A 14,324-nucleotide genomic window follows, 5' to 3' on the forward strand; every position below is an offset into this window, starting at 1 on the left:
CCGTCGGCACGCAGAACCCCGAGGCCGTAGGCGGGCTGGGGCTCCTGGCCGCAGGCGCGCCGGGGCGGCCGGCCGCAGGCGCGCGGGGTCTCCTAGCCGTAGGTGCGTGCCGGACTCGGTCGTACCGCTTCCGCCACCGCGTCCGCCAGCGGCGTGATGTCCTCCGCGGTGAGCGGGGAGACCGTGATGCGGATGCCCTGCCGGGAGGCCAGGCGGAAGCGGGCGCCCGGGGCCACCGCCCAGCCCGCCTGGATCAGGCGGGCCACCGCGCCCGTCTCGTCGGGGACCGGGACCCAGACGTTCATGCCGCTGCGGCCGTGGGCGTCGACACCCCGCTCCGCCAGCGCGTCGACCAGACCGGCCCTGCGGTCCCGGTACGACCGCGCCACCGCCGCCCGGTCCACCGCGCCCCGCGCCCAGAGGTGGGCCACGGCCCGTTGCAGGAGGAGGCTCACCCAGCCGGGGCCCAGACTCAGCCGGCCCCGGACCCGGTCCACGGTGACGGCGTCCCCGGTGAGGACGGCGAGGCGCAGGTCGGGGCCGTAGGCCTTGGCGGCGGAGCGGACGAAGGCCCAGTGGCGGGTGACGCCCGCCAGCGGGTGCAGGGGCAGGTCGACGATGCCGTGGCCGTGGTCGTCCTCGATGAGCAGGGTCCCCGGGTGGTCCCGCAGGACCGCACGCAGAGCACGCGCGCGCGTGGCGGTCACCGAGGCGCCGGTCGGATTCTGGGCCCGGCCGGTGACGATCAGGGCGCGGGCCCCGGACTCCAGGGCGCGGCGCAGCTCGTCCGGGCGCGGCCCGTCGTCGTCCACGCCGACCGGGGCGGTGTGCAGACCCAGGGCGGGGACGAGGTCGAGCAGGCTGCCCCAGCCGGGGTCCTCGACGGCGACCGTGTCGCCGGGCTTCAGGTGCGCGGTCAGCACGCGCTCGATGGCGTCCAGGGAGCCGGAGGTCACGGTCAGCGGGCCCGCGGGGACCCCGTCGGCGTCGAGTTCGGCGCGGGCGACGCGGGCGAGGTCCGCGTCCACGGGGTCGTCGCCGTAGCGGACGGGCCGGCGGTCGCCCTGCTCGGCCGCCACGGCCAGGGCCGGGGCCAGGCGGGGCAGCAGGGCGGGGTCGGGGTTGCCCGTGGAGAGGTCACGGCCGCCGGGAGGCACCTCCACGCGCAGCTGCTCGCGGGCGGTGGTGGCCGGCTTGGGGCGGACCCGGCTGCCCCGGCGGCCGGCCGTCTCGATCACCCCCCGTTCACGAAGGATGCGGTAGGCGGCGGCGACCGTGTTCGGGTTCACCCCCAGTTGTACGGCCAACTCACGCATGGGGGGCAGGGGTTGGCCCGGTCGCAGCTCGCCCGAGCCGACCGCCCGCTCGACGTCGGCCGCGATCTCGGCTGCGCCGCGCCCGGTGATCCGATACTCTCCTAGCACAAAGCACATTATGCACTAGTGCAAAGCGCCGCACAACGTGCCGCAACTCGCCGCCATGGAGGGATCGTCATGCAGGGCACCACCGAGGAACCGCGGGCCGCCGCCTACACGCCGACCGACCGGACCGTGCCCACGCGCTCCGCGGACCGGGCGTCGTACGACAAGGAGCTGGTGCACGCGATATTGGACGAGGGGTACGTCTGCCACCTCGGCTTCGTCCGGGACGGCGCCCCGGTGGTGCTGCCCACGCTGTACGGCCGGGTCGGTGAGCGGCTCTACGTCCACGGCTCGACCGGTTCCCGGCCGCTGCGGATGGCCGGCGGCACGGACCCGGGCCTGCCGGTGTGCCTGACCGTCACCCACGTCGACGGGCTGGTGCTGGCCCGCTCCGCCTTCCACCACTCGATCAACTACCGCTCGGTGGTGGTGCACGGCATCGCGCACGAGGTCACCGACCCCGAGGAGCGGCGCCTCGCCCTGGACGCGCTGGTCGACCATGTGGTCCCGGGCCGGGCCGCCGACTCCCGGCCCGCGAACAAGAAGGAGCTGGCCGCCACCGCCGTCATCCGGCTGGATCTGGAGGAGGTCTCGGCCAAGGTCCGCACCGGCGGCGCCAACGACGAGCCGGAGGACCTCTCCCTGCCGCACTGGGCCGGGGTCGTCCCGCTCCGCAAGGGCTACGACGCGCCGGTCCCCAACGCCGACCTGGCGCCCGGCATCGAGCTGCCGGACTACCTGTCGGCGCGGTGACGGCGGAGGGTCACACCGGAACCGGTTCCGGCCGGCCGGCCCGGCGGGCCTCGCTCACGGCGAGGCCCGTGACGGCACCGAGCATCAGCAGGGTGCCGGCCACCGTGGCCGGCGTGAGCCGCTCGCCGAGCAGGACGACGGCGAGCACGGCCGCGGTCACCGGCTCCAGCAGCATGATCACGGAGACGATGGCGGACCGGACGACGGCGGCTCCCGCGAAGTAGAGGGCGTACGCGAGGGCCGTGGGCACGGCGGCGATGTACAGCAGCAGCCACAGCAGCCGGGCCGGGTGGGCGGTGTGCGGGAGCAGCCCCTCGTGCACCGCGAACGGCAGCAGGCACAGGCTGGTCACGGCGAACGCGCCCACCGTGGTGCCGGCGGCGTCCGTGCCGCCGCCCCTCCCCCACCAGCGGGTGAGCAGGGTCATGACGCCGTAGCCGGCCGCCGAGGCCAGGGCCAGCAGCACGCCCGCCGGCCGGACGGTCGCGGCCGAGCCGCCGAAGGTGAGCACGGCCAGCCCGGCGAGCGCACCGGCGACCGCGGCGACACCGCCCGCGCCGAGCCGCTCGCCGAGCAGCAGCCGGGCGCCGAGCGCGATGAGCACGGGGCCCGCGCCGAGGGTCACGACGGTGGCCACGGCCAGTCCCGTCGAGGCGACGGCCGCGAAGTACGCGGTCTGGAACACGGCGAGCCCGAGGCCGGTGGCCAGGGCCCTGGTGAGCGTGCGGCGGATGTCCGTACGACGCACGGCCCCAGGTTGGGCGGCCCCGCGTGGCACGGCCCTGCGTTGCACGGCAGTTCCGCGCGCGGCCCTTCCGCGCGCGGAGCGGATCGTGGCCGGACGGCGGACGCGGGGGCGCAGCAGGCGGCCGGCCAGCAGGAAGGCGAGGCCCAGCGCGCAGCGCCAGAAGGAGAGCGCGAAGGCGCCCATGTCACTGGTCCGGTAGACCAGCGAGGCGGCGGCGCCCGCGGTGCCCCAGGCGGCACCGGTGACGATCAGCTAGAGCAGGCCACGCCCGACGGGCAGGCCGGAAGCAGGATGCGACAGAGTCGACGTCGACAAGGGAATCTCTCCGCAGAAGCGCACGCGGACGTGCGGAAGTTCGGAAGCGTCCCGCTTCGGCGGGGCGCGCGGACTTCGTCTGCGGGCAGCACCGTCCGGCCCGGCGCGTGTGCGCCGGGCGATGACCCGGAGGCCCGCCTCAGGCGGCCGGGGGCGGAAGGACGAGTGCGTTCTGCGGCATGGTCGGGACTCTAGGCGGCGGTCCCGCGGGCGGACAACTCCCTTTCCGCGCCGCCGGAGGCGACCGGTTCCGGGGAGCCCTTGGCCGGGGTGGACGACTGGGCGATGAACGCGCCCACCAGGACCACCGCGCCACCGGCGACCTGCGGCGCGGACAGGTGCTCGCCGAGCAGCACCCAGGCGAGCACGGTCGCGATGACCGCCTCCAGGCAGGCGACGACGCCGGCGACCTGCGGCGACAGCCGGCGCACGGACAGCACACCGGTGACGTACGCGATCACCGTGGCGACCAGCACGATCCAGGCGAGCAGGGCGACGGCCGGTACGGCGGTGCCGTTCAGGTCCGCGGAGCCCGCCAGCACCGACCAGTCCATGGACCAGGGGCGGGCCACGACCGTCAGCACGGCGGCGCCGACCAGGAGTCCGTAGGCGATGACGCCGAGCGGGTCCGGCGCCGCGTCGCCGGCGTCGCTGCCCTGGTCGGACAGGACGAAGTAGCCGACCTGGCAGCAGGCGGCGCCGAGGGCGAACACCAGCCCCAGCGCGTCGAAGCTCAGCCCGGACCAGACCTCGACCACGCAGGCGAGACCGCCGGCCGCGAGGATCACGCCGAGCGCGGCGGCGCGGGTGACGGGCCGCCGCTGCACGAACCGCACCCAGCCCAGCACCAGGGCGGGGGCCAGGTACTCGATGAGCAGGGCCACGCCGACGGGTATGCGGGAGAGCGCGGCGAAGTAGCAGGCCTGGACACCGGCGACGGCCAGCAGTCCGAACCCGGCGAGCAGGGCGGGCCGGTGGCGGGGCAGGGCGCGGTGCCGTACCGCGACGGGGAGCATCACCAGAGCGGCGCCGGCCACCCGCAGCCACACCACGTGCAGCGGGTCGAGTCCCGCCTCGATCAGCGGCTTGGCGGCCACTCCGGACCCGCCGAAGGCCAGCGCCGAGGCGAGTGCGAGGCCGAGCCCGGCGCCCTTGCCGGGACTGTGGTGACTGCGAACAGACGTATGCACCGGCACATGATGACAGGCGACGACAGGAGCGTCACCCCTGTTGACACCTGTCTCAGCTGGTGGACGGCACGAGACGGCCCGAGCCGGGCCGGATCGGCCCGCACGGGGAGACGGCCGGGCCGGTGGGCGCGCGGACGGCCCGGGGCTCAGCAGGCCGCGCCGCCGCCGTCGGCGTACTCGGCGGCTTCGACGGCCTCGATCCGCGGGGGCAGCTCGCGGGCGGGGACGCCGGCGCGCTCCAGCACCTCGACGGCCCGGGAGCGCGGGTCCGCGACGAGCGCCGCCAGCAGGTCGGTGCCGCTGACGCGGGGCGCGCCCCGTCGCCGGGCGCGGGCCCGGGCGTCCGCGAGCGCGGCGGACGCGGCGGGCGACCAGCCCGCGGTGTCCCGGACCGAGCCGTCCCGACCTGCGGCGGAGACGGCGGAGCCGTCCGGCCCGGCGCGGCCGGCCGGGTCGACGGGTCCCGCCGGATCGACGGCTCCGGTCGGGTCGACGGCTCCGGTCGGATCGACGGGTCGGGCCGGGGGCGGTACGAGGGGAATCGCGCCGGAGTCCTCCACGCTGCCCTGCCAGCGCAGCCCGTAGCCGATGCTGCGCTGCACGAGGTAGCCGAGGAGCCGGGCGAGCCGCTGCGGCCCGCCGACGGCCGCACGGGCCTCGGGGTCGTGTTCCAGCAGGGCGTGGAGCAGATGGGCGGTGTCGGTCTGCCGGTCTCCGTCCCGCACGGCCCGGCGGCGGGCACCGGCGACCACCGCTGCCAGCTCGGCACCGAGCCCGGCAGCGCCGTCCGGATGCGGAACCGCTCCGTCATGGGCGGTCCGATGGGCTGTACGGGGTTGCACATCCCCTACCTCATCAGCCTCAACGGGACGGGGCATCCACGAGGGGAACCATTTTCGCGTCCCACGCGGAGTGGACATCGCCGACTCGGATCTCATCCTTACGGAGGAGATCTGACCGATGCCGCATCAGGGATGCACTCCCGCGCGATCCGATCTGACAGTTCATCAATATTGAATGTTCGCGCCCTTGAGGCTACGTTCCGCGACACCGTAGCCCGATACGCCCGACCCGGAGGGGTGGTCGCATGGCCGAAGTCAGCGCGGAGGCTCGCATCGAGGCACCGGCCGAGAAGGTGTGGGCCAGGCTCACCGACTGGCCGTCGTACGGGGCGTGGAACGCGACCCACACCGGATTCCCCCGGGGCGGTCCGGAGACGCTCGCCGTGGGCGGGACGTTCCGGGAGAACATGAAGCTGATGGGCTTCCCGGCGGAGGTCGACTGGACCATCGAGGAACTGGAACCGGCCCGCCTGTTCGCCATCCGCGGCAAGGGCCCGATGGCGGTCACCGTCGCCACCCGCTACACGCTGACCCCGGACGGGAACGCGACGACGGTCCGGATCGACGGCGAGTTCACCGGTGCCGCCGTGTCGCTGATGGCGGGCAGGCTCAAGGACTCGGCGACGGCCGCGCTGAACGAGTCGCTGCGCAAGCTGGGCGGCCTGGTGGCCTGAGCCGCCCGGACACGCGAAGGCGCCCCGCGCGGTTGCCGCGCGGGGCGCCCGGGCCGCCACAGGGGCGGCGGCACCGCCCACGGTGCCGAGCGCTCAGTGCTCGTCGGCGAGGATGAGGTACAGCTTCTTGCGGGCGTCGTTGATGACGGCCAGCGCCTTCTCGCGCTGCTCCTTGCTGCCGGTCTTCCAGACCTGACCGAAGGCCTCCATCAGTCCGAAGCCGGCCTGGCGGATCTCGCCGAGGGCCTCCCAGTCGACTCCGCGCGAGGCCTCCTCCCACGGGGCGTCCGCGACCTCCTCGGCGGCGGCACGGCCGGCTGGATGAGCGCCGCATATCTCGGCAAGGCGTTACAGGGAGCGGTCCGCATCACGGTTCTCGAAGCGCCCGCCATCCCGAAAATCGGAGTCGGCGAGGCCACCGTGCCGAACTTGCAGCGCGTCTTCTTCGATTTCCTCGGCATCCCCGAGGACGAATGGATGCGCGAGTGCAACGCCTCCTTCAAGATGGCCGTGAAGTTCATCAACTGGCGGACCCCCGGCGAGGGAAGCCCGACCGCGCGCACACTGAACGGCCGGCCGGACCACTTCCACCACCCGTTCGGCATCCTCCCGCAGGAGGACGGCGTCCCGATCACCCACCACTGGTCCGACCGCGCGGCACGCGGCGAGACCGACCTGCCGTTCGACTACAGCTGCTTCGTGGACCCGGTCCTGATGGACCGGAACCTGGCCCCGCGGCACCCCGACGGCCGGCCCGCCACCCGGTACGCCTGGCACTTCGACGCCCACCTGGTGGCCGACTACCTGCGGCGCTGGTCGGTGGAGAAACAGCAGGTGCAGCACGTCCAGGACCGCATGGTGGACGTCCAGCTGGACCAGAACGGCTTCATCCGCTCGCTGCGCACGGAGAGCGGGCGCACCATCGAGGGCGACCTGTTCATCGACTGCTCCGGCTTCCGCGGCGCGCTGATCAACCAGGTCATGGAGGAACCGTTCCTCGACCAGAGCGACCACCTGCTCTGCGACAGCGCCCTCGCCTGCCCCGTGCCGCACGACGACGCTGCGCACGGGATCGAGCCGTACACGTCCTCCATCGCCATGAAATCCGGATGGGCCTGGAAAACACCCCTCCTCGGCCGCTTCGGCACCGGATACGTCTATTCCAGCGCATTCGCGACGGAGGACGAGGCGGTACGTGACTTCACCGCTCTCTGGGGGCTCTCCGCCGACCAGGAGTTCAACCGGATCCGGTTCCGGGTGGGCCGCAACCGGCGGTCCTGGGTGAAGAACTGCGTCAGTATCGGGCTCTCCTCCTGTTTCCTGGAGCCGCTGGAGTCGACCGGACTGTATTTCACGTACGCGGCCATCTACCAGCTGGCCAAGCATTTCCCGGACAAGAGCTTCAGCCCGATTTTCGCCGATCGCTTCAACAAAGAGATCGCGGCGATGTTCGACGAGTCGCGTGACTTCCTGCAGGCGCATTTCTATTTCTCGCCGCGCACGGACACGGAGTTCTGGCGCGCAAACAAGGAACTCACCCTGGGCGAGGAGATCCGCGAGAAGGCGGAGATGTACCGGAAGGGCATCCCTGTCAACCTCCCGACGGCCGACGAGTCGACGTACTACGGAAACTTCGAGGCGGAGTTCCGTAACTTCTGGACCAACGGCAGCTACTACTGCATCTTCGCCGGCCTCGGAATGCTGCCCGAACGCCCCATCGCGCCGCTCGCCTACGGCCGTGACGGGCGCGCGTCCGCGCAGCGGATGTTCGACGGCGTGGCCCAGCGGCAGCGGGAACTGGTGGAGACCCTGCCGACCATGTACGACTATCTGCGCGACTTCCACGGCGCGCCCGCCGGCCCCGACGACCGCGACCGCCATGGCCGCTGACGACTTCCGGGACCTGATGAGCCGTTTCCCCAGCGGGGTGACCGTGGTGACGGCTCGCGGTCCCGGCGGTGAGCCCGTCGGCATGACCTGCTCGTCGGTCGCCAGCGTCTGCACCGATCCGCCGACCCTGCTGGTCTGCCTGCGCAGCGACAGCGCCACGCTGGCGGCCGTACGGACGGGCACGTTCGGCGTCAACATGCTCGACCGGGACGCCCGTGACACGTCCGAGCTGTTCTCGGCCCGTGACGTCGACCGGTTCTCGGCGGTCTCGTGGGAGCCCTCGCCCGCGGGAGTCCCCTGGCTGCCCGACCACTCGGCCGCCATGGCGGAGTGCCGGGTGCGGGCCACCCACCCGGTCGGCGACCACACCGTGGTGCTCGGGGAGGTGGCCCACACCGTCACCAGCGGCCGGCCTCCCCTGCTGTACGGGATGCGACGCTACGCCCGCTGGCCGGAGGGAGCCGGGCCCGGCGACGAGCCCGCCGTCGCGGACGGGCCGGCACGGAAACGGAGGACCGTCCCACCGGACGGCGTGAGGAAACGATCGGCATGACGGACGACACTGTGCTGGGCGGTCTCGACTCCGGGACCTGGGACGCCCTGGCCGCTGACCACTTCTACTCGTCGAGCACCTGGCTGCGGCACTGCGCCGACTATCCCGGCGCGGCCGTGGGCGCGGTGCACGCGGCCACCGCCGCGGGGCTCGCGGCCGTACCCACCGTGGAGTTCGACGGGACCCAGCCCCTCAACTACCACTGGCACAAGATCCTCGCCGGCCGTGGCCTGCCCGCCCTGCCGGCCGCCGGACTGCTCGTCGGCCCCCGGCTCGCCTACCAGTCGCACGTGCTGCGCGACAGCGACGACCCCGCCCTCCTCGGCGAACTGGTCGCCCGCGTCCGGCAGGCCCACGACCGGCTGGAGCTGCGCGAGAAGGCGTGCGTGGCGATGTACCTCGGCACCGAGGACGTACGGCTGCTGCGGTCCGCCGGCGTGGCGGCACAGCCCGTGCTGCTGGAACCCGACGCCTGGATCGAGGTGCCGCCCGGCGGCTGGGACGCCTGGCTCGCCACCCTGACGTCGAAGCGCCGGGTCACCGTCCGCCGGGAGGTACGCGCCTTCCAGGAGGCCGGCTGCCGTATCACCCACGTCGGCCTGCCGGACTGCTGGGAGCAGCTGCCCGCACTGGCCAACTCCATGGCGGTGAAGTACGGATACCCCACCCGGACCCCTGAGTTCCGCGTCGAGTTCGAGCGGTACGCGCGGATGACGGGGCCGGCCGGCCGGGTGGCCCTGTGCCACGCGCCCGACGGCACCCTGATCGGCTTCTGCCTGTACTACGTGTGGGGCGACGCCGTGTATCTGCGGTGGGCGAGCTTCGACTACGACCGCCTGGTGGGCTGCGAGGAGTACTTCAACCTCGTCTACTACAGCCAGATCAGGCTCGCCGGGGAGCTGGGGGTCCGCTGGGTGCACGCCGGCAAGAAGGCCTTGGAGGCGAAGGTCCTGCGCGGCGCCGAACTGCGCCCGCTGTGGATGCTCGACCTCTCCCCCGGCAGCCCGCTGGGGCCGGCCTCCGATCTCGTACGGCGGCACAACGCCCGGCTGCTCGCGGAACTCGAAGCCGACCCCGTCACCCGGCGGGCCGTCAAGAACCGTGCGGAATGGGACCTGTTCACCTGACGCCGTCCGGCACGCCGCTGTACCGGGGCGTGCCGGACGCAAGGGGAGGGAATGTGAACCGAGCAGACCACGACGGCAGGCCGCTTCCCCTGCTGGAGGCAGTCGAAGCATGGGCTGCCAGGACACCGGAGGCCACGGCGGTGTCCGCGCCGGACGGCGCACTCACCTTCCGCGGGCTGAGCGAACGGGTGCGCGTCCTGGCCGCGGCGCTCCGGGACGGCGGCGCCGGCCCCGGCACGGCCGTCGGCGTCAGCTACGGCCGGTCGTACCGGCAGGTCGTCGGCGTGCTGGCGGTGCTGCGGGCAGGGGCGACGCTGGTGCCCCTGGACGACCGCAACCCCGCCGAACGGCTCGCCTACATCCTCAAGGACGCGGACGTCCGGATGCTGCTGGGCGGCCTTCCCGCCGGGGCCTCGGTCCCGCGCCTGCGCCTCGTCACCGACCCGGAGACCGGGCCGGACACCGCCCTGAGCGCTCCCTCGCAGACGGCGGACCCCGACGACACCGCCTACGTCGTCTACACCTCGGGCACCACGGGCTGGCCCAAGGGCGTCGAGGTCACCTACGGGAACCTGGACGCGTTCCTCGGCGCGCTCGCCGAACTCGCGCTTCCTCCCGGCGGAACGGGAATCAACGCCGTCTCCCCCGCCTTCGACGGCTGGCTGTGGTGCACCCTGTTGTACCTCCTGCACGGGCAGGGCACCACGCTCATCGACCTGCACCACGACGGCGCGGGTGACCTGGCCGAGCAGATCACCGCGGCACGGCCGCGCACCGTCTGTCTGACCCCCTCCCTGCTCGCCACCTGCACGGAGGCGCTGGACGGCGTGCAGACGCTGGTCCTGGCCGGCGAGCCGTGCCCGCCCGGTCTGGTCCGCCGGCTGCCCGACGGCCCGCGCGTCCTCAACGTCTACGGCCCGACGGAGACGACGATCGCCGCGACCTGGGCGGACAGCGCCCGCGGCGACGACGTCACCACGATCGGCCGGCCCCTGCCCGGCTACCACGTCCACGTCCTGGCCGAGGACGGCAGCCCCACGCCGCCCGGCCAGGTGGGCGAGCTGTACATCGGCGGGCCGGGCGTGGCCCGCGGCTACCGCAACCGGCCGGACCTCACCGCGCAGTCCTTCGTCGACGACCCGTGCGCCGGCCCCGGGGCGCGGATGTACCGCACGGGCGACCTGGTGAGCCGGCTCGCGGACGGGCAACTGCGTCACGAGGGACGGGCCGACGAGCAGATCAAGGTACGCGGCTTCCGGGTGGAACTGCCCGAGGTGGAACGGACGGCGGGCGAACTGCCCGGGGTGCGCGCCTGCGCCGCCTTCCGCACCGCCACGGGCGACAACCTCGGCCTGGCCGTCCTGGGCGGTCCGGAGACGGCCGCACCGGACTGGCCGGCGCGCGTCATCGACCACTGCGCCGGCCGGCTCCCCGCCCCCGTGGTCCCGGCGGTGGTGATCACCCTCGACACGCTGCCGACCACGCCGTCCGGCAAGGTGGACCGGGCCGCGCTGGCCCGGCTGGCCGCCGAGATCTCCGCCCGCCCCGGCGGACGCCCCCCGCGGACACCGCGCGAACTCCAGGTGCGGGCCGCCTGGGAGGACGTGCTCGGGCGTTCCGTGCCGGACGCGGACGCCGACTTCTTCGCCCTCGGCGGACACTCGCTGCTGGCCGCCCGCGCCGTGTCCGAGCTGCGGCGCAGCACCGGTCTGCGGATCTCCGTACGCGATCTGCTGGCGTCCCCGACCATCGCCGGGCTGGCCGCGACGCTCGACCGGATCGCGGCGGAGTCCGGCGCCGGCGACGAGGCGACGGCGGTGAACGACTGATGGCCGCGTCCTGGCTGCGCCCGTGGCACCCGGCACCCCGGCAGGCCCCCGCGCTGCTGTGTCTGGCGCCCGCGGGCGCCGGCTGCGGGCAGTACCGGCCCTGGCAGGACCTGCTCGGCGACGACGTGTCGGTCATCGGGGTCGCGCTGCCCGGGCGGGAGTCGCGCTGGTCGGATCCGATGCCCGGGACGCTGGACGAGGCGGTGCGGCAGATCGCGGCGGAGGCCGACGCGCTGCTCGCCCCGGGCCAGCCGTGGACGGTGTTCGGGGAGAGCTTCGGCGGACTGCTCGGCTTCGAGGTCGTACGCCGCCTGGCCGCGGACCACGGCCGGCTCCCGGAGGCGCTGGTGGTGGCGGCCTGCCGGGCCCCCCACCGGTGGGTCGGAGCCGGCAACGGGCTGCTCGCCGCGGACGACGAGCTGGAGAAGCTGCTGGCGGCCCGGGACCTCGACCCCGAGCTGCTGGACGCCGAAACCCGCGAACTCATGCTGGAGACCCTGCGCGCGGACGTGGAGCTGTCGCTCACCTACCGGCATCCGGGCCGCGTGGTGCTTCCCGTCCCCGTCGAGGCCTGGGGCGGGCGGGACGACACCACCGTCACCGCCGCCCACCTCGCCGAATGGGCCGACTACGCGGACGACTTCCGCCGGCGGGAGTTCCCGGGCGGCCACTACTTCTGCGCCGAACGCACCGACGACATCACCGCCTTGCTGCGGCTGCTCGCCGAGGAAGGGGACCGGCATGCGCGTTGACCTCCTCGACCCCGATCTCTTCGCCGCCAACGCCTTCTGGCCGACGCTGCGCCACCTGCGGCGGCAGGCTCCGGTCCACTGGCACGACCACCCGGACGGCGGGGGCTTCTGGGTGATCACCCGCTACGAGGACATCGTCGCCGTCTACACGGACCACGAGTCCTTCAGCTCCCGCTACGGCATGCGGCTGGACAGCAACCCCGAGGCGGTGTCCGCCGTGGCGCAGCGGATGCTCATCGTCTCCGACGCGCCGGAGCACACCCGTCTGAAACGGGTCCTGTCCGCCGCCTTCGCCCCCAACGAGATGCCCCGCTTCGAAGCACTGGTCCGCCAGGTGGTCCGCGAGACCGTCGGCGAGGCGCTGGACCGGGTGGAGTTCGACTTCATCGACATCGCCAAACAGGTGCCCAACCGGGTGGTCTGCGCCTTCATGGGCGTCCCCCGCGCGGACTGGGAATGGCTCGGGGACATCGCCACCGAGGCCTTCGAGGGAGCCGACGAACAGGCGAGGTCCGGAGCGCACAGCGAGATCTTCCTCTACTTCAGCGACCTGCTCGACGCCCGCAGGAAGTCGCCCGGCGAGGACTTCCTCAGCCGGATCGCGGCGGACGGCGCGCTGCCCGAGGAGACGGGTGAACGACGGCCCCTCACCGACGAGGAGATCGTCTTCAACTGCAACGGGGTACTGGCCGGCGCGAACGAGACGACGCGCTATTCGGCGGCCGGCGGTGTGTTGGCCTTCATGGAGAATCCGGGGCAGTGGGACCTCCTGCGCTCCTCGCCGGGGCCGGAGGCGATCCCGGCGGCCGTCGAGGAGATCCTGCGCTGGACCGTGCCCGGCGTCCACGCGATGCGGACCGTCCTGCGCCCCGCCCGGATCGGGGACACCGAGTTCGCTCCCGGCGACCGGGTCACCGTGTGGAACGCCTCCGCCAACCGCGACGAAGCCGTGTTCACCGACCCCGACTCCTTCCTCGTCCGGCGCACCCCGAACCGGCACCTCACCTTCGGCGCCGGCCGCCACCTGTGCCTCGGCGCCCGGCTGGCCCGGCTCGAACTGGCGGTTCTCTTCGAGGAGTTGACCGCCCGGGTGAAGGAGTTCCGGCCCACCGGCGAGGCCCGGTTCAACGCCTCGAACTTCACCTGGGGCGTGCGCAGCCTGCCGGTCGCCGTCACCCCGGCGTGACGCCGCGCACCCGCCGCACCACAGCTTCCGGTCTTCCGCCAACGCAAAGGACGGTCATGTCACCCGAGCTCTTCGTGCTCATCGTGCACCACGTCGGGGATCCCGCCGAGGTCGAGAAGCACACCCCCGGGCACATCGCCTACCTGGAGAAGCACCACGCAGCGGGCGTCTTCGTGCTGTCCGGCCAGACCCGGCCCGAGGAGTACGGCGGCGTCATCCTCGCCCGCGGCGTCACCCGCGCCGAACTCGACGCCGTCATCGCCGAGGACCCCTTCGTGCGGTCCGGGGTCTCGGAGTACACCGTGTTCACGATGGGCGCCCGGCGCGCCCACCCGGATGTGCTGAAGGCCGTACGGGGAGAGATCCGGTGACCGCCGCGCCGGACGGGTCCGGTGCGCGGTCGCTGGTGGACGCGGCGCGGCCGGTGGCGCGGCTCGCCGCCGCGCGGGCGGCGGACGCGGACCGGGAGGCGGCGCTCTCCCCCGAGGTGGTCTCCGCGGTCGTCGCGGCGGGCTTCGCCCGGCACTTCGTACCGCGCGCGCACGGCGGCGACGAGGGCACGTTCCTCACCTTCCTGCGGGCCTCGGCGGCGCTGGGCGAGGCGTGCGGCTCCACGGCCTGGTTCGCCTCCCTCGCGGCCACCATGGGACGCATCACCGCCTTTCTGCCGCTGGACGGGCGCAAGCAGATCTGGCAGGACGGGCCCGACACGCTCATCGCCGGATCGCTGCTGCCGCAGGGCACCTGTGAGCGGGTCCCGGGCGGCTGGCGGATCCGGGGCCGGTGGCCGTACGTCAGCTCGTGCACCGCGGCCGACTGGACCCTCCTGCTCGCCCGTCCCGACGGGGGCGACGTCACGCAGGCCCGGTTCTTCGCGCTGCCCCGGGAGGCGTACGCGGTGGAGGAGACCTGGGCGAGCCTGGGAATGCGCGCGACCGGCAGCCACACCGTCGTGGTACGGGACGCCGTCGTCCCCGGCGAACTGTCCTTCCCGCGCGCCGACCTGTACCGCGGGACGGCCGGCCCGCGCCGCACGGTCCGCCC

Annotated in this window: 14 protein-coding genes and 1 pseudogene; 10 read left to right on the top strand and 5 right to left on the bottom strand. The window is 73.7% G+C overall.

Annotated features, from left to right (window positions below; genetic code table 11):
* Window positions 1-92: 92 nt before the first annotated feature.
* The gene (locus CCN44_RS21450; RefSeq protein WP_086698719.1) at window positions 93-1,424 is read right to left on the bottom strand and encodes an aminotransferase class I/II-fold pyridoxal phosphate-dependent enzyme; all 1,332 of its coding nucleotides are present in this window, start codon (window positions 1,422-1,424) and stop codon (window positions 93-95) included.
* A 69-nt stretch (window positions 1,425-1,493) separates the two neighbouring features.
* Here CCN44_RS21450 and CCN44_RS21455 point away from each other — a divergent pair, with 69 nt between their 5' ends.
* Complete coding sequence (locus CCN44_RS21455) at window positions 1,494-2,174, top strand: pyridoxamine 5'-phosphate oxidase family protein (RefSeq protein ID WP_086698722.1); 681 nt, start codon at window positions 1,494-1,496, stop codon at window positions 2,172-2,174.
* 10 nt (window positions 2,175-2,184) lie between these two features.
* On the opposite strand, the gene CCN44_RS21460 is transcribed toward CCN44_RS21455, so the two are convergent.
* The 3 genes from CCN44_RS21460 to CCN44_RS47415 all read right to left on the bottom strand — a co-directional run bounded on the left by CCN44_RS21460 (window position 2,185) and on the right by CCN44_RS47415 (window position 5,269).
* Complete coding sequence (locus tag CCN44_RS21460) at window positions 2,185-3,174, bottom strand: DMT family transporter (RefSeq protein WP_237482103.1); 990 nt, start codon at window positions 3,172-3,174, stop codon at window positions 2,185-2,187.
* Between the two features lie 254 nt (window positions 3,175-3,428).
* Window positions 3,429-4,433, bottom strand: coding sequence for an EamA family transporter (locus CCN44_RS21465; protein WP_059248110.1), 1,005 nt, complete (start codon window positions 4,431-4,433; stop codon window positions 3,429-3,431).
* A 140-nt stretch (window positions 4,434-4,573) separates the two neighbouring features.
* Window positions 4,574-5,269, bottom strand: a complete 696-nt coding sequence (locus tag CCN44_RS47415) for a Clp protease N-terminal domain-containing protein (RefSeq protein WP_414820509.1) — start codon at window positions 5,267-5,269, stop codon at window positions 4,574-4,576.
* A gap of 245 nt (window positions 5,270-5,514) precedes the next feature.
* On the opposite strand from CCN44_RS47415, the gene CCN44_RS21475 reads away from it, so the two are divergent.
* Window positions 5,515-5,943 carry a type II toxin-antitoxin system Rv0910 family toxin gene (locus CCN44_RS21475; protein WP_086698728.1) on the top strand — a complete coding sequence of 143 codons (429 nt, stop codon included), beginning with the start codon at window positions 5,515-5,517 and terminating at the stop codon, window positions 5,941-5,943.
* A gap of 93 nt (window positions 5,944-6,036) precedes the next feature.
* Here CCN44_RS21475 and CCN44_RS21480 read toward each other — a convergent pair.
* Window positions 6,037-6,261, bottom strand: a pseudogene (locus tag CCN44_RS21480) (PadR family transcriptional regulator); the annotation flags it as partial.
* Between the two features lie 3 nt (window positions 6,262-6,264).
* On the opposite strand from CCN44_RS21480, the gene CCN44_RS21485 reads away from it, so the two are divergent.
* The 8 genes from CCN44_RS21485 to CCN44_RS21520 all read left to right on the top strand — a co-directional run.
* The gene (locus CCN44_RS21485) at window positions 6,265-7,833 is read left to right on the top strand and encodes a tryptophan halogenase family protein (RefSeq protein WP_086698731.1); all 1,569 of its coding nucleotides are present in this window, start codon (window positions 6,265-6,267) and stop codon (window positions 7,831-7,833) included.
* A complete protein-coding gene (locus tag CCN44_RS21490) occupies window positions 7,823-8,386 on the top strand; it encodes a flavin reductase family protein (protein ID WP_063808494.1) in 564 nt (187 codons plus the stop codon). The genes CCN44_RS21485 and CCN44_RS21490 overlap by 11 nt, the downstream gene beginning before the upstream one ends.
* Window positions 8,383-9,513 (top strand): GNAT family N-acetyltransferase, encoded by a 1,131-nt coding sequence (locus CCN44_RS21495; protein WP_086698734.1) that lies wholly within the window; start codon window positions 8,383-8,385, stop codon window positions 9,511-9,513. Before CCN44_RS21490 ends, CCN44_RS21495 begins: the two co-directional genes overlap by 4 nt.
* 53 nt (window positions 9,514-9,566) lie before the next feature.
* The gene (locus CCN44_RS21500) at window positions 9,567-11,342 is read left to right on the top strand and encodes a non-ribosomal peptide synthetase (RefSeq protein WP_208639811.1); all 1,776 of its coding nucleotides are present in this window, start codon (window positions 9,567-9,569) and stop codon (window positions 11,340-11,342) included.
* Window positions 11,342-12,094 (top strand): thioesterase II family protein, encoded by a 753-nt coding sequence (locus CCN44_RS21505; RefSeq protein ID WP_079080818.1) that lies wholly within the window; start codon window positions 11,342-11,344, stop codon window positions 12,092-12,094. The genes CCN44_RS21500 and CCN44_RS21505 overlap by 1 nt, the downstream gene beginning before the upstream one ends.
* On the top strand, window positions 12,084-13,280 hold the full coding sequence (locus CCN44_RS21510; RefSeq protein ID WP_086698740.1) for a cytochrome P450: 1,197 nt from the start codon (window positions 12,084-12,086) through the stop codon (window positions 13,278-13,280). The genes CCN44_RS21505 and CCN44_RS21510 overlap by 11 nt, the downstream gene beginning before the upstream one ends.
* A gap of 56 nt (window positions 13,281-13,336) precedes the next feature.
* Window positions 13,337-13,651 (top strand): YciI family protein, encoded by a 315-nt coding sequence (locus tag CCN44_RS21515; protein ID WP_086698743.1) that lies wholly within the window; start codon window positions 13,337-13,339, stop codon window positions 13,649-13,651.
* The coding region (locus tag CCN44_RS21520) for an acyl-CoA dehydrogenase family protein (protein ID WP_331478612.1) at window positions 13,648-14,324 on the top strand (677 nt) is incomplete at its 3' end. The genes CCN44_RS21515 and CCN44_RS21520, both read left to right, overlap by 4 nt.

Source organism: Streptomyces tricolor (assembly GCF_002155905.1).
Taxonomy (GTDB): domain Bacteria; phylum Actinomycetota; class Actinomycetes; order Streptomycetales; family Streptomycetaceae; genus Streptomyces; species Streptomyces tricolor.